Source organism: Pseudomonas sp. NY15374 (genome assembly GCF_048068255.1).
GTDB classification, from domain to species: Bacteria; Pseudomonadota; Gammaproteobacteria; order Pseudomonadales; family Pseudomonadaceae; genus Aquipseudomonas; species Aquipseudomonas machongensis.
Genome location: NZ_JBLUPZ010000008.1, coordinates 148044 through 165047, shown reverse-complemented (window position 1 = coordinate 165047; position 17004 = coordinate 148044). Strand labels below are relative to the sequence as shown.

The window sequence follows — 17004 nt, the reverse complement described above, 5'->3', positions numbered from 1 at the left end:
CGCCACTCCCCTTTATCGGGAATCACCTGCGCAGCGCGTACTGGTTCACCGCCTTGGGCAGGCCAAGGTGCTCGCGCAGCGTGCTGCCCTGGTATTCGCGCCGAAACAACCCGCGCCGCTGCAGCAACGGCACCACTTCCTCGACGAACACCCGCGCGCCTGAAGGAAACATGTCAGGCATGATGTTGAAGCCATCTCCCGCCCCCGCCAGGAACCACTCGGCCAGGGTGTCGGCGACTTGCTCGGGCGTACCGACCGCCAGCCGATGGCCTACCAGGATGCGTCGCGACAACTGGCGAATGGTCAGGTTTTCGCGCCGGGCCAGGTTCAGTTGCGCCTCGAGAAAGCCATGGGAACCCTGCTCGAACGCAGCCACCGGGCCGATCCTGGCCCAGGGCAAGGGCGCATCCGGGTCCAGCTCGCGCGCATCGATACCGATGCGTCCGGCCACTTGCTGCAACAGGCCATGCTCGCCATGCCAGGCGTTGAGCTCGTCGAAACGCGCATGGGCCTCAGCCTCGGTGCTGCCGATCACCGTCGACAGGCCGGGCATGATCTTCAGGTGCCTCGGGTCTCGCCCCCAGGCCTTGGCGCGGGCTTTCATCTCCCGGTAGAAGGCCTGCCCGTCAGGCAAGGTGGTCTGGGTGGTGAAGATCGCATCGGCATAGCGCGACCCCAGCGCCTTGCCGCCTTCGGAAGAACCGGCCTGGACCAGGACCGGACGCCCCTGGGGCGAGCGCGGAAGGTTCAGCGGACCCTTGACCTGAAAGTGCCGGCCCTTGAAGTCGACGGTATGGACCTTGTCCGGGTCGGCGAAGCGCCCCCCTGCCCGGTCCCCGATCACTGCATCCTCTTCCCAGCTGTCCCACAGCTTGAGCGTCACCTCGAGAAATTCCTCGGCGCGGCCATAGCGATCGACATGCAGCGGCGCACCCGCCAGGCCGAAATTCTGCGCGGCCGCGTCGCCGGCGTTGGTGACCACGTTCCATGCGGCGCGCCCACCACTGATGTGGTCCAGCGAGGCGATGCGCCGGGCCAGGTTGAACGGTTCGTTGTAGGTGCTCGAACAGGTGGCGATCACCCCAATGCGCTCGGTGGCAGCGGCCACGGCGGTCAGCAGCAGGGTCGGCTCCAGCCGCCCGCCCGGCTGGCTGGCGACATCGCCGGGCAGTGCCGGGCCATCAGCGAGAAAGATCGCATCCAGGCAGCCCTTTTCCGAAAGCCGGGCGATATCACGGTAGTAGGCGACATCGACATACGCGTCGATGGCCGCCTCGCCCTGGCGCCAGGCCGCAGCATGGGCGCCGAACCCGAGGATGTTCATGCCCAGGCTCATCTGCGCTTGATCTGTGCTCATGAGGCTCTCCCCGCACTCAGAATCGGAAGGCAACGCCAGTGGTCACGTTGAACGCATCCCCTGGGTAGAAGTTCGCAGAGTCGCGCCCGCCTGCGTCATAGGCGGTGTTGGTGGCGCTGGCATAGCGCTGGTTGGTGAGGTTGCGCAGATCGGCGAACACTTCCCACTTGCGGCTAGGCGCCTGGTAGCCGAACTTGGCGCCCCACAGCAGGTACGAGGGCGTCTGCCAGGTGTTGGCGTAGTCGATGTAGTAGCTGGACGCGGCACGCAGGTTGAGCGAGGCATAGAACCCGCTGGCCTGGCGATAGGCGAGCTCGGCCTGGTAGACCTGACGCGGCAGGCCGGGCAGTTGGTTGTCGCCGAAGCGTTCGTCGTGGCGGTACTTGAAGTCGTTGAGGGTGTAGGCCTGGCGCAGGTCGAGGGTGTCGCCGTTGGCACCGGTCCAGAGCAAGGCATTGAGCCCCGCTTCGATGCCTTGATGAAGGGTCGGGCTGGCATTGGAGGTGGCCGTGAGCTGGTCCTGGGTGGCGGTTGCCTGTTGCGCGACCACGGTCAACAGCTCTTTCTGCACCCAGGAGCGGTACAGGGTCAGGCTGCCATCGAAGATCCCATGGCTGCCGCGTACCCCCACCTCGAAGGTCGTGGCCTTCTGCGGCCGGACATCGTAGAGGAAAGGATTGCTGGTGCTGCCCAATTGCCAGGTCACCGGCGGGTCGATGCTGCGGCTGACGTTGCTGAACAGCTGGAATTCGGGATTGATCTGGTAGCGCAGTCCCAGCCGCGGCGCCAGGTCGTTCTCGACGTATTCGACGCGGGTGGGGAAGTTGCTGGGGTTGGCCGCGTTCAGGGTACTCGCCTCGATCTCGCCCTTGCGACGGATGTTGACGAACGACAGCCCCGACGACAACCACAGGTCATCGGCCAGTTGCAGCTCGTTGGCCAGTGTCAGCACGGTATCGCGCGAGCCGGTGTAGTTGGTTTCCTGGGTCTTGAGCCCGGTGGCGCGGCTGTGCGCCTTGACATCGGCCAGGTAGGCGCGGGTGTTGCTGAAGATCACGCTGCTGTCACTGGGCAGGCCGAGGAAGGTGTCGCCGGTACGCAGGTAGCGCAGGGTCAGGTTGATATCCTTCGAGCGCCAATCCTGCGGCGCCAGGGCATAGCGCCAGCCATTGAGCAGCGGGTAGTTGTTGTACGACGCGCCGACTTCGAGCCTGGCGCCATCGTCGAAGGTGTAGGTGGTCTTGTTGCCGATGAAAGTGGTGCCGTCCTTGCGCCGCCCAGTGGGCACCAGGTTGCTGCGCGGGTCATGCTTGAGCTGTGCGCGGGTCAGGGTGTTGCCGTTGATCAACTGCTCTTCGCGGTACTTGAAGAACATGCGGGTCTGCAGCTTGGGGCTGAATACGTGGCCGAAGTTGGCGGCTATGCCGCGACCTTCGTTACTGGCGTGATCCTGGTAACCGTCGCGCTCGTTGTGCAGCACGTTGATGTAGTAGTCGCTGTCGCCCACCACACCGCCCGTGCTCAGCTGCTGCTTGCGGTAGCCATAGCTGCCGACCTCGAAGCGTGCATAGTTGCCAGGGTCGGTACGGCCGGTCTTGCTGACCATGTTGATCGCCCCGCCCAGTGCCAACGCGCCGTACTCGTAAGCGTTGGCGCCGTAGAGCACCTCGGTGTGATCCACCGCCTGCATGTCGAGGAAGTCTTCCTGGGTGCCACCGGGGCCGGTGATCGGCAGGCCGTCGAAGAGAAACTTGGTGCCCAGTACATAGCCTTGGTAGAAGGTGTTGAGCCCCGAGCCGCGGATCGAGATCTTGTTCGCAGCCGTGCCGCTGGTGCCCTGGGCGAACACACCGGGCTGCAGCGCCAGTACGTCCTCGGCGTTGGCCGCACGGCCCTGCTCGACTTTGCGGTTGTCGACCACCGTCGTATTGCCAGCAACCTTCTGCAGGCGCTTCTGGTCCTGCTGGGCGCCGGTTGCCGCGGCGCCGGTGACCGTCACCGTGCCCAAGGTGGATTCCTCGGCGGCCAGCGTTGCCGGGCTGAAAGCAGCCAGTAACAACGGCAGGCTGGCGGCGGTCACCAGACTGAAACGCGGCTGAGTGGAAAATCGAACTTTCGCACGCACTACTGATACTCCCCATTTATATATAAGGCCGTGTTTCGCTGTTATTCACGAAGTACGGTCGGGCATTCAAATGGGGTTATTGCAGTTGTTGTGCCAAGGCACTGAATACACTATTTCAGCGATTCACGTGTTGGAGGACAGGCTATTTGTGCAACCCACTGTTCAATAAACAACAGTTCAAGGCCACACCAGGAACTTCAGCTGTGATTCGGGTATTTCGATATAACGACCGCTGTTCGAAACTCAACAACCGGTCAACAGAAGTTCTCTGGGAACACACAACGTTCAATCCTTCGCGCGCTGTATTGGGCGTTCCGGCGCTTTCGCGGGCAGTCGAGGCGCCAAACCGCCGCCCCTGCAGCAGGTGGTGAACTGTCTGCAGGGGCGGGTTCATCAATCAACGCTGCTCGAACACCGGATACGACGCGTGCTCGATCGCTGCCATGGCCTGCGCCTCGGTCATCACACCGGACTCGGCCAGGATCGCCAGCAGCGAGCGCCCTTCACGCACCGACTGACGCGCCAGCTTGCTGACCTGGGCATAACCCAGGCGCGGCACCAGGGCCGTCGCCACCGCCATCGAATCGGTCAAATGCGCCAGGTTGCGGGCTTCGTCAGCCTGGATGCCGGCCACGCACTTCTCACGAAAACGCTGGATGCCCTGAGTGAGCAAGGTGATGCTGTCGAACACTCTCGAGGCCACCACCGGCTCGAAATGGTTGATCTCGAGCTCGCCGTACTGCACCGCCTGAGCCACTGCGACATCGTTGCCAATGATCGCGAAGCTCAGCTGGATCATCGCCATCGGCAGCACCGGATTGACCTTGCCGGGCATGATCGAGGAGCCGGCCTGGGCTTCGGGCAGCTTGAGCTCGCCCATGCCGCCCACCGGCCCCGACGACAGCTTGGTCAGGTCGGCGGCGATCTTCGCCAGCGAGGTGGCGCAGGTACGCAGCTCGCCAGATACGCGGCCGAACACATCCATGTTCTGCATCGCATCGAAGGGGTTGGCTGGCGCCTGGTAGGCGACACCGGTGATCGTCACCAGATGCCGGTACACTGCCGCGCGGTAAGCCTTCGGCGCGCCGAAACCGGTGCCGATGGCGGTGCCGCCCAAAGGCAGTGTGTGCAGCTTTTCACGCACGGCGACCAGTTCGTCGGCCAGGCGGTGAGTCAGCGCAGCGTAACCTCCGAACAGCTGCCCCAGGCGCATGGGCTGGGCGTCCTGCAGGCAGGTGCGGCCCAAGTGAAGGATATCGGCGAACTGCAGCGCCTTGGCATCGAACACCTGGGCCAGCAAGCGCACCTGCTCGATCAGCCCGGCAAGCATGGCGTGGGTGGCGATCTTCAACGCCGCCGGGTACACGTCGTTGGTGGACTGCGAGATGTTGACGTGGTCATTGGGGTGCACCACCTCGTAGCTGCCTGGCGCATGGCCGAGGAACTGTTGGGCGCGGTTGGCGATGACTTCGTTGAAGTTCATGTTGGTCGAGGTGCCGCCTGAGCCTTCCAGCAGATCGACGATCAGCGAGTCGTCACATGCACCGGCGATCACCGCCTGGCAGGCTTGGGCAATGGCGTCGGCCTGGGCCTGGGCGATCACCCCGCATTCATGGTTGGCCAGCGCTGCGGCCCACTTGCACTGGGCAAAGGCATCGCGAAAGGCCGGGTAATGGGCGATGCTCAGCGGCGACACGCTCAGGTTGTCGAAGCCGCGCAGCGAATTCACGCCATAGAGCTTGTCGGCAGCAATCCGCACTTCGCCCACATAATCCTGCTCGACGCGTGCATCGAGGCGATCAAAAGTACTCACGGGTATTTCCCTCATCGAATTTGACTAATGCCTCGACGCCCTTGCCCAGCGCCGCCAGGCGCGGCAGGAAGCCATCGAGGATGACAGCACGCGCCGACTCGCAGGCATCTGCGAAGAAGGCGCCGTATTCGTTGCGCCGCGCCACCAGGTAGAGCGAGCGCTCCAGGCTCAGCTCAGGGGTCAGGTGCGCGGTGACGTTGTCGACCCAGGGCATGGCCTGCAGAAAGCACATCGGGCTGGTCACCGCCCAGCCGATGCCTTCGGCGACCATCGCGGTCAGGGCGTCGGCGTTGTCCAGTTCCAGGCGGTTGGGCACCCGCACATTGAGGCCGCGCAGGTGCCGCTCGATCTGCAGGCCGACCTGCGACAGGCGATTGAAACGCACCACCGGCAGCACATTGGCCAGCGCCCGCACATCGTCGAGGCTGTGCAGCGCTCGCCCCAGCGCCTTGGGCGTAATCACGAAATAGCGCTCGGTGAACAAGCGATAGCGGATGACGTCGTTGGCATCCATCAGCGGATCGCTGGTGACGATCAGGTCCAGGTCGCGGCGCAGCAACGACTCGCCCTGCTGCGGGCTGAGGCCGGTACGCACCGACAACTGCGTGACCTGGCCAAGCATCTGCCGGGTGAACATCGAGCCACAGGTAGCGGCGAAGGAGTCGACCAGGCCAATGCGCAGGTCGGGTTTGACCCCGCGCCCGGCATCGAGCACCTGCGCCTTGAGGTTGGACAGCTCCTCGCTGAGCAGCGCGCCTCGGTTGCGCAGGGCCAGGCCGAACGTAGTCAGGGTCAGCGGCCGCGTGGTGCGGTCCACCAGCACCACGCCAAGATCGTCCTCCAGCTGGCGTACCAGCTGCGATACCCCGGATTGGGAGATGCCCATGCGACTCGCGGCACCGGACATGCTGCCCTCCTCGGCCACAGCGATGAACACCTGGACCGCGTACATGTCGATGAGTCTGTTGCCAGGCATGCTCAAGCTCCCGTGTGGGTGATCAATGGGCGTTCAACGGCCGCTCTTCAGGTTTGCCGTCGCCCTCCTCCGGCGTGACCGCTGCCAGGCGCTCCTGGCTGGTTTCCGGGGCGAACAGGTGGCAGAACAATCCGCCGAACAGCAGCACCCCGACGCACACGCCCAGCGCCGTATGCACCCCCAGATGCTGCACGGCGATCGGCAACAGGAAGGTGGCGAACGCCGAGCCGAAGCGGCTGGCGGCCACGGCCAGGCCGATGCCCGAGGCACGCAGGTGGGTGGGGAACAGCTCCGGCGGATAGACGAACTCCAGGTTGACCGCTGCCGCCAGCACGCACGCGAAGAAGCCGAACGCAATGATGGTGCCCAGCGCCCCGAAGTTGGCCCAGGCCAGTACGGCCAGGCCCACGGCGCTCAGGTAGAAGGTGCCGATCAGGAAGCTGCGGCGCGAAATGCGGTCGATGATCAGCAGGCCGAACAGTGCGCCCAGCATCAGCAACACGTTGTAGACCAGCCCGCCGACGAACTTGTCCTGCACGTTCAATGCTTCGAGCACACGCGGCGAGAAGGTGCCCAGGGCGAAGAAGGGAATCACCTGGCAGGTGTAGAACACGCAACCGACCAGGGTGTTCTTGCGCCAGCGGCGGCTGAACAGCTCGCTGAAGCTGCCGCGTTGCTGCGCCGCTGCCGGTGGCGCGACGGGCAAGGTCACGTGCGCACCGAACTTGGCCTGGACGATGGCCAGCGCCTCGGCACTGCGACCGCGCGCCATCAGCCAGATCGGCGATTCCGGCACACCCAGGCGCAACGGCAGGATCAACAAGGCCGGCACACCGCTCAAGGCCAGCATCAGGCGCCAGGCATCCGGGCCGATATCACGGATGGCGAAGCCCACCAGGTACGCGGCGACGTAACCTGCGGCCCAGGCGGCGGCCAGTACACTCAGTAAACGCCCGCGATAACGGCGTGGGGCGAACTCGGTGACCAGCGACTTGCTCACTACATAGTCGAACCCCAGCACCAGCCCGAGCAGCAGGCGCAGGGCCAGAAGTTGCTCGGGAGAAGTAACGAAGAACTGCGAAGCTGAAATAACCGCGAACAGCAACATGTCCCAGGCAAAGATACGGCGCCTGCCGAACTTATCGGCCAAAGGCCCTGCAAACAAACTGCCGAGAAACAGACCGGCCAGTGACGCCGCGCCGAGCAAACCCATCCATAGCGCATTCAATTGCAACGGCCCCGCCGCCATGCTGACGGCAATGCCGATAATCCCTAGCACGAATCCGTCACTGAATTGACCGCCCGTACCACTGAACACCGTCTTGATATGAAAACGGCTGAGTGGGAGGTCTTCGAACGAAACTTGGCTACTCATTCGTGTCTCCACTTGCTTCTTGTAGTTGTGAGCCGGCTCGGGTGGCCGGTTACGAATAAGTCTACGGTCACAACTTCAGCAAAACAGCAGGTGCGCTGACAGTATCAAGAATGCTGATAGTGTAAGCCGCAATTGTTGATGAAGTCGGGCGGCCGATATGCGGTCGCTCGTCTGGCAATTGCTCGCACGGGGAACTCTGGCCAATGGCCGCACCTCTTAATTGCATGCACGAGATCCCTTGGGCTGTGATGCTTCTGGAGGACTGATCATGCGTTATTCACTGCTTGTTCCGGCACTGCTGCTGTGCATTCCCGCAGGGTCCGCCCTGGCCCGTGTCGACGCGGGCGATGTGGCCACCTCGGCAGGGGTTTCTGCTTCGCTCTACTCCACATTCAAGGATGACAAACGGATCATTCCGGCGCGCGACGAGCTGTCTGCGTTCGTGGCCAGTGGCGGTGCGATTCGCGGGGCGTATGTGGAGTCGGCGCTGGAGCAGGTACGCCAGAGCCATCCAGGATTGCAGGCCAGTGATGAAGAACTGGCCAAGGCGCTGTTGTCGCAGGATGAGGTTGTCGCGGATCATTGATGACTGTGGTGTTCTTTTCGCGGGCAAGTCGCAGCGGCGGTTCACAGCGGCGACGTGCCCGCGAAAAGAATACCCATGATCTCAGGCTTCTCCACGCCACTGCGAAGGGCTCACCCCGGTCTTGCGCCTGAACACTCTCGCCAGCGCCGAAGGGCTCTGGTACCCCACCTCATCCGCCACCAGCGCCAGCGGCCTGCCCTCGCGGATACGCTTCTGCGCAAGCCCGATGCGCCAATCTGCCAGGTAATCCCCCGGGGTACTGCCCACCACCGCGCGAAAGTGCGCGGCAAAGCTCGCCCGCGACATCCCCGCCAACGATGCCAGCGCCTCCACGCTCCAGTTGTGCGCAGGGGCGTCATGCATCGCCACCAGCGCCCGCGACAGGCGCTTGTCGGCCAGCCCGGCCAACATGCCCGAGGCCATCTGGCCATCGCCGAGCAACTGTCGCAACAGCTGGATCACCATCAGCTCGAACAACCGGTTGAGCACCAGTTCGCGTCCGCAATCATCGCCGAAGGCTTCGGTGAACAGCCAGTCGCTGCTGGCCTGCAACCCGGTCAGGGCGCTCAGCGGGCTGACCAGCGCGTCTGGCAATGCACGGGTCAGCGGATTGTCCGGGCCACCGGTGAACGCCAAGGTGGCGCAGACCAGTTCGGCATTGTCCGACTCGCTGGCCAGCAGTTGGTGGGTCTGCGGACGTATCAGCAAAATCAGGCTGGGTTCTTCCAGCACCTGCTCGTGCCCGGCCGGGCCTCTGAAGCGCAGGCGCCCTGTGCGCAGCAGATGCACATGACCACTGCGCTGCTCGCCATCGAACCGCGAGAGGCCGCAGAAGCCGCCCTGATGGAACGTCGAGGCGTTGAAGTCGAAATGGTTGAGCAGCGTGGCGAGGCGGTCCATGGCAGATCCATATTTAGACGATCAGTCGCATAAACTGGACGATATGAACCCGAAAGGCAATTCCTGCTGGGTAATCTGTACCCAAGCTTGAACAGCAAGCTCCCACTCAGACAGGAGATTCACCATGACTCGCATTGCCGCCCTGACCATCGAACAAGCCCCTGAAGCCGCCCGCCCAGCCCTGCAAGGCGTGGAAAAAGGCCTGGGCTTCCTGCCCAACGCCTTCGCCACCATGGCCCACTCCCCAGCCGCACTCAACGGCTACATGGCCTTGGCCCAGGCCATGGGCAAGAACAGCCTGACCCCGGCCGAACGCGAGGTCGTGGCCCTGGCCGCATCCCAGGTCAATGGTTGTGAGTACTGCGTGGCTGCGCACAGCTTCTTCGGCGGTAAGTCGGGGCTAAGCGAGGCTGATATCCAGGCAGCACGCGCCGGCACCCTGAATCCGGTAGCCGTGCTTGCCCGCGCGGTGACGCTGAATCGCGGCCAGGTGCCCGACGGTGTGCTGGCCGAGGTACGCGCCGGAGGGTTGGACAATGCGCGGATCGTCGATGTGATTGCCCAGGTGACGCTGCTGACCTTGACCAACTACCTGAACAATGTGGCGCGGACCGAAGTGGACTTCCCACCACGCGGCGCATGATCGGCCAAGAGCAGCAGCCCTCTCGCGGGACAAGCCGCGAGGGGGCTGCTCTGTCAGCGCACACTTTCAAAGAAAAGCCGAAAGTCTAACTTCCATAACGATGTTTTTCAGCCAAACCGCGTTAGCTAAGGTATCCCCATCGCCCATCGATACCCAAGGAACCCCCATGAAAGCCATCGTCTTCACCGAACACGGTCTGCCCATCGACAGCGCCCAAGCCCTGTTCGACAGCGAACTGCCCCGCCCCACCCCAGGCCCACGCGACCTGCTGGTGGAGGTCCAGGCCATTTCAGTCAACCCGGTCGACACCAAGATCCGCGCCGGCGCCGGCAAGACGGCCCCGCGGGTGCTGGGTTGGGATGCGGTCGGGACCGTCCGTGAAATCGGCACCGAAGTCACCCTGTTCCAGCCCGGTGACCAGGTCTATTACGCCGGAGCCATCGATCGCCCCGGCAGCAACAGCCAATTGCACCTGGTCGACGAACGCATCGTCGGCCACAAGCCACGCAGCCTGGACAACGCCAGCGCCGCAGCATTGCCGCTGACCTCGATCACCGCCTGGGAATTGCTGTTCGACCGATTGGGTGTCGTTGAAAACGCAGGCCACGGCCAGAGCTTGCTGATCATCGGCGCGGCCGGTGGCGTGGGTTCGATCCTGCTTCAATTGGCACGCCAGCTCACCGGCCTCACCGTGATCGGCACCGCCTCTCGCCCCGAAACCCGTCAGTGGGTGAGCGAGCTGGGCGCGCACCATGTGATCGACCACAGCCAGCCGCTGGTCGAGCAACTGAACGCCATCGGCTACCCCGAGGTCGACCTGGTGATCAGCCTGACCCACACCGACAGTCACTTTGCGCAACTGATCGCGGCGCTGCGCCCGCAGGGCAAGCTGGCGCTGATCGACGATCCGGCCAGCCTCGACGTGGTGCCGCTCAAGCGCAAGTCGCTGTCGCTGCACTGGGAACTGATGTTCACCCGTTCGCTCTATCAGACCAGCGACATGATCAAGCAGCACGAGTTGCTGGAGCGGGTGGCGAAGCTGATCGACGATGGTGTGCTCAAGACCACGCTGGGTGAGCATTTCGGCACCATCAATGCCGCCAACCTGCGCCGAGCCCACGCGCTGATCGAAAGTGGCCGGGCCAAGGGCAAGATCGTGCTGGAGGGGTTCGGGGACTGATTTCAGTCATGCGGTGAGGGGATCGCGAGCACGTCGCAACGCCGCTGCCACATGTGTCGCCATCGATAAACAGGCCCGACATATCATTCCGCGTGATAATGACCTTCGCGCCATTCGATTCGTTCCTGTAACGCAACACACTCATGATCCGCCCACTATCAATACAGTGGCGGAGTTCTCCATGGAATATTCATTCAAGGCCCTGCGCTATCCCCTCGCTGCCCTGGCAGTGGCGGTGATCAGCGCTTGCGGTAAAACCCCCGACGCCATGCAGGCTCCCGCCGCCCCCAAGGTGAGCGTGGCCAAGGTGATCGAGCAGCCGATCAACGAATGGGATGAGTTCACCGGACGCCTGGAAGCCCCGGAAACCGTGGAAGTCCGCCCGCGCGTCTCCGGCCAGATCGATCTGGTGGCCTTCACCGAAGGCGCTCAGGTCAAGAAAGGCGACCTGCTGTTCCAGATCGACCCGCGCCCGTTCCAGGCTGAAGTCCGTCGCCTCGAAGCCCAATTGCAACAGGCCAAGGCCACCGCCATCCGCAGCGCCAACGAAGCCCGCCGTGGCGAGCGCCTGCGCGACAGCAACGCCATCTCCGCCGAGCTTGCCGAATCGCGCACCAGCGCCGCCGCCGAGGCCCGCGCCGGGGTGGATGCGATCCAGGCCCAGCTCGACCTGGCCCGCCTGAACCTGAGCTTCACCCGCGTCACCTCGCCGATCAGTGGCCGCGTCAGCCGTGCCGACTTCACCGCTGGCAACATCGTCACCGCCGACGTCACCCCGCTGACCAGCGTGGTCTCCACCGACAAGGTCTACGCCTACTTCGACGCCGACGAGCGCGTGTACCTCAAGTACACCCAGCTTGCCCGCCAGGGCCAGCGCGGCCAGACCACCCCGGTGTACCTGGGCCTGACCAACGAGACCGGCAACCCGCACCTGGGCCAGATGAACTTCGTCGACAACCAGGTCAACCCGCGCACCGGCACCATCCGTGGTCGCGCCGTGTTCGACAACCGCGATGGCCAATTCACCCCAGGCCTCTACGCCCGCCTCAAGCTGGTCGGCAGCGCCAAGTACGACGCCGTGCTGATCAATGACGAAGCGGTCGGCACCGACCTTGGCAAGAAGTTCGTGCTGGTCATGGACAAGGACAACAAGGCCGCCTACCGCGCGGTGGAATTGGGTCCGAAGCTCGAAGGCCTGCGTATCGTGCGCAGCGGCCTGAGCAAGGACGACCGCATCGTGGTCAAGGGCCTGCAGCGTGTGCGCCCAGGCTCGCCGGTCACCCCGGAGGAAACCCCGATGGCCAGTGAAGAAACCCTCGCTACCCTCGCCCGTCAGCGCCAGGCGCTGGAAGCCAGCAATCCGGCACCGGCGGTGGCAGGTTCGAATGTGAAAGTCGCCAGTGCCCAGGCACCGCGCGGTTAAGGGACAACATCGATGAACTTCTCGAAATTCTTCATCACCCGCCCGATCTTCGCCGCCGTGCTCTCGCTCGTGCTGCTGATCGCCGGTGGCATCTCGCTGTTCCAGTTGCCGATCAGCGAATACCCTGAAGTGGTGCCACCGACCGTGGTCGTGCGCGCCAACTTCCCGGGCGCCAACCCCAAGGTGATCGGCGAAACCGTCGCCGCACCGCTTGAACAAGCCATTACCGGTGTCGAGAACATGCTCTACATGTCCTCGCAGTCCACCGCCGATGGCAAGCTGACCCTGACCATCACCTTCGCCCTGGGCACCGACCTGGACAACGCGCAGGTGCAGGTACAGAACCGCGTGACCCGGACCCAGCCCAAGCTGCCCGAGGAAGTGACGCGCATCGGTATCACCGTCGACAAGGCCTCGCCCGACCTGACCATGGTCGTGCACCTGACCTCGCCGGACCAGCGCTACGACATGCTCTACCTGTCCAACTACGCCATCCTCAACATCAAGGATGAGCTGGCGCGCCTGGGCGGTGTCGGTGACGTGCAGCTGTTCGGCATGGGCGACTACTCTCTGCGTGTGTGGCTGGACCCGAACAAGACCGCCTCGCGCAACCTGACTGCCAGCGACGTGGTCGCGGCGATCCGCGAACAGAACCGCCAGGTCGCTGCCGGTCAGTTGGGCGCACCGCCCGCCCCCGGCTCGACCAGCTTCCAGTTGTCGATCAACACCCAGGGCCGTCTGGTCAGCGAGGAAGAGTTCGAGAACATCATCATCCGCGCCGGCGCCGACGGCGAGATCACCCGCCTGAAAGACATTGCACGCGTCGAGCTGGGCTCCAGCCAGTACGCCCTCCGCTCGCTGCTGAACAACCAGCCGGCGGTAGCGATCCCGATCTTCCAGCGCCCTGGCTCCAACGCCATCGAGATCTCCGACGAAGTGCGGGCGAAGATGGCCGAGCTGAAGAAGGACTTCCCGGAAGGGATGGACTACAGCATCGTCTATGACCCGACCGTGTTCGTCCGCGGCTCGATCGAAGCGGTAGTGCACACCCTGTTCGAAGCCCTGGTGCTGGTCGTGCTGGTCGTGATCCTGTTCCTGCAGACCTGGCGCGCCTCGATCATCCCGCTGATGGCCGTACCGGTCTCGCTGATCGGTACCTTCGCGGTGATGCATCTGTTTGGCTTCTCGCTCAACGCCTTGTCGCTATTCGGCCTGGTCCTGGCGATCGGGATCGTGGTGGACGACGCGATCGTCGTGGTGGAGAACGTCGAGCGCAACATCGGCCTGGGCCTGCAGCCCATGGAGGCCACGCAAAAAGCCATGAGCGAGGTGACCGGCCCGATCATCGCCACCGCCCTGGTACTGTGCGCGGTATTCGTACCGGCGGCGTTCATTTCCGGCCTTACCGGGCAGTTCTACAAACAGTTCGCCCTGACCATCGCCATCTCGACCGTGATCTCGGCGTTCAACTCGCTGACCCTGTCGCCGGCCCTGGCCGCGGTACTGCTCAAGGACCACCACGCGCCCAAGGACCGTTTCTCGCGGTTCCTGGAAAAACTGCTGGGCAGCTGGCTGTTCACGCCGTTCAACCGCTTCTTCGACCGTGCCAGCAACAGCTACGTCGGTGGCGTACGCCGGGTCATTCGTTCCAGCGGCATCGCCCTGTTCGTGTATGCCGGCCTGATGGGCCTGACCTACCTGGGCTTCTCGTCCACCCCGACCGGCTTCGTCCCGGCGCAGGACAAGCAATACCTGGTGGCCTTCGCCCAGTTGCCTGACGCCGCCAGCCTCGACCGCACGGAGGCAGTGATCAAGCGCATGAGCGAAATCGCCCTCAAGCAGCCAGGCGTTGCCGACTCGGTGGCCTTCCCGGGCCTGTCGATCAACGGCTTCACCAACAGCCCCAACAGCGGCATCGTGTTCACCCCGCTCAAGCCGTTCGATGAGCGCAAGGACCCGAGCCAGTCGGCACAAGCCATCGCCGCAGCGCTGAACGCGCAGTTCGCCGATATCCAGGACGCGTATATCGCGATCTTCCCACCGCCGCCGGTACAGGGGCTGGGCACCATTGGTGGCTTCCGCCTGCAGATCGAGGACCGCGGCAACCTGGGCTACGAGGCGCTGTACAAGGAAACCCAGAACGTCATCGCCAAGAGCCGCAGCGTGCCTGAGCTCGCCGGGTTGTTCACCAGCTACCAGGTCAACGTGCCGCAGGTCGATGCTGCCATCGACCGGGAAAAGGCCAAGACCCATGGCGTGGCGATCACCGACATCTTCGACACCCTGCAGGTCTACCTGGGCTCGCTGTACACCAACGACTTCAACCGCTTTGGCCGGACCTACCAGGTCAACGTCCAGGCTGAACAGCAGTTCCGTCTCGACGCCGAGCAGATCGGTCAGTTGAAAGTGCGCAACAACCTGGGCGAGATGATCCCGCTGGCGACCTTCCTCAAGGTCAGCGACACCTCCGGTCCCGACCGCGTGATGCACTACAACGGTTTCATCACTGCCGAAATCAACGGTGCCGCAGCCCCAGGCTACAGCTCTGGCCAGGCCGAGGCGGCGATCGAGAAGCTGCTGAAGGAGGAACTGCCCAACGGCATGACCTACGAGTGGACCGACCTGACCTACCAGCAGATCCTCTCGGGCAACACCGCGCTGTTCGTGTTCCCGCTCTGCGTACTGCTGGCCTTCCTGGTGCTGGCTGCCCAGTACGAAAGCTGGAGCCTGCCACTGGCGGTAATCCTGATCGTACCGATGACCCTGCTGTCGGCCATCACCGGCGTGATCATCTCCGGGGGTGACAACAACATCTTCACCCAGATCGGCCTGATCGTACTGGTGGGCCTGGCGTGCAAGAACGCGATCCTCATCGTCGAGTTCGCCAAGGACAAGCAGGCCGAGGGCCTGGACCCACTGGCCGCCGTGCTGGAAGCCTGCCGCCTGCGTCTGCGTCCGATTCTGATGACCTCGATCGCCTTCATCATGGGTGTAGTGCCGCTGGTGTTCTCCTCCGGTGCCGGTGCCGAGATGCGTCATGCCATGGGCGTGGCGGTGTTCTCGGGGATGATCGGGGTGACCGTGTTCGGCCTGTTCCTGACGCCGGTGTTCTTCAACCTGATCCGCCGTCACGTCGAACGTCGCCAGGCCCGCAAGGCCGAGCGAGTGCAAGCGCTGGAGAATCATGCATGAACCTGCTCAAACCCCTGACTCCTAGCCTTCTGGCGCTGGCCCTGGCGGCCTGCGCGGTGGGCCCGGACTACAAGACCCCAGACACCCAGCCTGCGCGTTTCGATACCGAAACGCCGGCCAAGGCCCTGGACCGCAGCCGCTTCGAGAGCAGCTGGTGGAAGCAGTTCGACGACCCGACCCTGAACCAGCTGGTGCAGGCATCGCTGCAGGGCAACCGTGACCTGCGCGTGGCCTTCGCCCGCCTCAAGGCCGCACGCTCGATCCGCGAGGACGTCTCCAACGACGACCTGCCGGTGGTCACCAGCCGTGCCAGCAGCGACATCGGCAAGGGCCAGGTACCCGGCCAGACCGATCGCCGAGTCAACACCGAGCGCTACGACCTGGGCCTGGACATGGCCTGGGAGGTCGACCTGTTCGGCCGCATACAGCGTCAGATCGAGGCCAGCAAGGCTCAGGAGGACGCCGCCGAAGCCGACCTGCAACAACTGCAGGTCAGCCTGATCGCCGAGCTGGTCGATGCCTACGGCCAACTGCGTGGCGCCCAGTTGCGCGAAAAGATCGCCCTGGCCAACCTCAAGACCCAGCAAGACTCGCGCAGCATCACCGTGACCCTGCGCGACACCGGGGTCGGCAACGAGCTGGATGTGGTGCGTGCCGATGCCCGCCTGGCGGCGGTCGAGGCCACCGTGCCGCAACTGCAGGCCGAGCAGGTGCGGGCACGCAACCGTATCGCCACCCTGCTGGGTGAGCGCCCGGACGCACTGAGCGTGGACCTGTCGCCCAAGCAACTGCCTGCAATCGCCAAGGCGCTGCCGGTGGGTGATCCGGGTGAACTGCTGCGCCGCCGCCCCGACATCCGCAGCGCCGAGCGTCAACTCGCCGCCGCCACCGCCAATGTGGGCGTCGCCACCGCCGACCTGTTCCCACGGGTCAGCCTGAGCGGCTTCCTGGGCTTCACCGCTGGGCGTGGCTCGCAGATCGGTTCGTCCGCTGCCAATGCCTGGGCACTGGGCCCGACCATCAGCTGGGCCGCCTTCGACCTGGGCAGCGTGCGTGCCCGCTTGCGCGGCGCCAAGGCCGACGCCGAAGGCGCGCTGGCGACCTATGAGCAACAGGTACTGCTGGCACTGGAAGAGTCCTCCAATGCGTTCAGCGATTACGGCAAGCGCCAGCAGCGCCTGCTGTCGCTGATCCGCCAGAGCGATGCCAGCGGCAAGGCGGCAGAACTGGCCTCGGTGCGCTACCGCGAAGGCACGGTGGATTACCTGGTGTTGCTCGATGCCGAGCGCGAAAAGCTTGCCGCCGAAGATGCCCAGGCCCAGGGCGAAGTCGAGCTGTATCGCGGCATCGTCTCGATCTACAAGGCCTTGGGTGGCGGCTGGCAGCCAGACACCGTGGCCAGCGTGAAGTAACCCTCACGCGATCCGTTGCAAC

Annotated in this window: 12 protein-coding genes; 6 read left to right on the top strand and 6 right to left on the bottom strand. The window is 64.2% G+C overall.

Going from position 1 to position 17004, the window contains the following annotated elements; genetic code table 11:
- Window positions 1–22 precede the first annotated feature (22 nt).
- The 5 genes from ACNFHO_RS17920 to ACNFHO_RS17900 form a co-directional block, all read right to left on the bottom strand.
- The gene (locus tag ACNFHO_RS17920; RefSeq protein ID WP_372822713.1) at window positions 23–1357 is read right to left on the bottom strand and encodes an LLM class flavin-dependent oxidoreductase; all 1335 of its coding nucleotides are present in this window, start codon (window positions 1355–1357) and stop codon (window positions 23–25) included.
- 16 nt (window positions 1358–1373) lie between these two features.
- A complete protein-coding gene (locus ACNFHO_RS17915) occupies window positions 1374–3482 on the bottom strand; it encodes a TonB-dependent receptor family protein (RefSeq protein ID WP_416766983.1) in 2109 nt (702 codons plus the stop codon).
- Window positions 3483–3879: 397 nt separating this feature from the next.
- Window positions 3880–5295: an aspartate ammonia-lyase gene (locus tag ACNFHO_RS17910; RefSeq protein ID WP_416766982.1), complete on the bottom strand. Its 1416-nt coding sequence runs from the start codon at window positions 5293–5295 to the stop codon at window positions 3880–3882.
- On the bottom strand, window positions 5282–6271 hold the full coding sequence (locus ACNFHO_RS17905; RefSeq protein WP_054891300.1) for a LysR family transcriptional regulator: 990 nt from the start codon (window positions 6269–6271) through the stop codon (window positions 5282–5284). Before ACNFHO_RS17905 ends, ACNFHO_RS17910 begins: the two co-directional genes overlap by 14 nt.
- Before the next feature lie 22 nt (window positions 6272–6293).
- Window positions 6294–7646: an MFS transporter gene (locus ACNFHO_RS17900; RefSeq protein WP_416766981.1), complete on the bottom strand. Its 1353-nt coding sequence runs from the start codon at window positions 7644–7646 to the stop codon at window positions 6294–6296.
- Between the two features lie 268 nt (window positions 7647–7914).
- Here ACNFHO_RS17900 and ACNFHO_RS17895 point away from each other — a divergent pair, with 268 nt between their 5' ends.
- Window positions 7915–8232, top strand: coding sequence for a DUF2388 domain-containing protein (locus tag ACNFHO_RS17895; RefSeq protein WP_054891299.1), 318 nt, complete (start codon window positions 7915–7917; stop codon window positions 8230–8232).
- Window positions 8233–8313: 81 nt separating this feature from the next.
- Here the strand turns inward: ACNFHO_RS17895 and ACNFHO_RS17890 are convergent, their stop codons facing one another.
- Window positions 8314–9132 (bottom strand): cupin domain-containing protein, encoded by an 819-nt coding sequence (locus ACNFHO_RS17890; RefSeq protein WP_416766980.1) that lies wholly within the window; start codon window positions 9130–9132, stop codon window positions 8314–8316.
- 124 nt (window positions 9133–9256) lie between these two features.
- Between ACNFHO_RS17890 and ACNFHO_RS17885 the strand changes: the two genes are divergently transcribed.
- The 5 genes from ACNFHO_RS17885 to ACNFHO_RS17865 all read left to right on the top strand — a co-directional run bounded on the left by ACNFHO_RS17885 (window position 9257) and on the right by ACNFHO_RS17865 (window position 16982).
- The gene (locus ACNFHO_RS17885) at window positions 9257–9775 is read left to right on the top strand and encodes a carboxymuconolactone decarboxylase family protein (RefSeq protein WP_054891297.1); all 519 of its coding nucleotides are present in this window, start codon (window positions 9257–9259) and stop codon (window positions 9773–9775) included.
- A gap of 166 nt (window positions 9776–9941) precedes the next feature.
- Window positions 9942–10955 (top strand): zinc-binding alcohol dehydrogenase family protein, encoded by a 1014-nt coding sequence (locus tag ACNFHO_RS17880; RefSeq protein WP_125929807.1) that lies wholly within the window; start codon window positions 9942–9944, stop codon window positions 10953–10955.
- 181 nt (window positions 10956–11136) lie between these two features.
- On the top strand, window positions 11137–12378 hold the full coding sequence (gene mexE, locus ACNFHO_RS17875) for a multidrug efflux RND transporter periplasmic adaptor subunit MexE (RefSeq protein WP_065862810.1): 1242 nt from the start codon (window positions 11137–11139) through the stop codon (window positions 12376–12378).
- Between the two features lie 12 nt (window positions 12379–12390).
- On the top strand, window positions 12391–15570 hold the full coding sequence (locus ACNFHO_RS17870; RefSeq protein WP_112898166.1) for an efflux RND transporter permease subunit: 3180 nt from the start codon (window positions 12391–12393) through the stop codon (window positions 15568–15570).
- On the top strand, window positions 15567–16982 hold the full coding sequence (locus ACNFHO_RS17865) for an efflux transporter outer membrane subunit (protein WP_054891293.1): 1416 nt from the start codon (window positions 15567–15569) through the stop codon (window positions 16980–16982). Before ACNFHO_RS17870 ends, ACNFHO_RS17865 begins: the two co-directional genes overlap by 4 nt.
- Window positions 16983–17004: the final 22 nt, after the last annotated feature.

Bases quoted from the DNA above. Each gene is read 5' to 3' on its own strand.
- ACNFHO_RS17920 (WP_372822713.1), bottom strand. From the start codon at position 1,357: ATGAGCACAGATCAAGCGCAGATGAGCCTGGGCATGAACATCCTCGGG.
- ACNFHO_RS17905 (WP_054891300.1), bottom strand. From the start codon at position 6,271: ATGCCTGGCAACAGACTCATCGACATGTACGCGGTCCAGGTGTTCATC.
- ACNFHO_RS17900 (WP_416766981.1), bottom strand. From the start codon at position 7,646: ATGAGTAGCCAAGTTTCGTTCGAAGACCTCCCACTCAGCCGTTTTCAT.
- ACNFHO_RS17895 (WP_054891299.1), top strand. From the start codon at position 7,915: ATGCGTTATTCACTGCTTGTTCCGGCACTGCTGCTGTGCATTCCCGCA.
- ACNFHO_RS17890 (WP_416766980.1), bottom strand. From the start codon at position 9,132: ATGGACCGCCTCGCCACGCTGCTCAACCATTTCGACTTCAACGCCTCG.
- ACNFHO_RS17885 (WP_054891297.1), top strand. From the start codon at position 9,257: ATGACTCGCATTGCCGCCCTGACCATCGAACAAGCCCCTGAAGCCGCC.
- ACNFHO_RS17880 (WP_125929807.1), top strand. From the start codon at position 9,942: ATGAAAGCCATCGTCTTCACCGAACACGGTCTGCCCATCGACAGCGCC.
- mexE (WP_065862810.1), top strand. From the start codon at position 11,137: ATGGAATATTCATTCAAGGCCCTGCGCTATCCCCTCGCTGCCCTGGCA.
- ACNFHO_RS17870 (WP_112898166.1), top strand. From the start codon at position 12,391: ATGAACTTCTCGAAATTCTTCATCACCCGCCCGATCTTCGCCGCCGTG.
- ACNFHO_RS17865 (WP_054891293.1), top strand. From the start codon at position 15,567: ATGAACCTGCTCAAACCCCTGACTCCTAGCCTTCTGGCGCTGGCCCTG.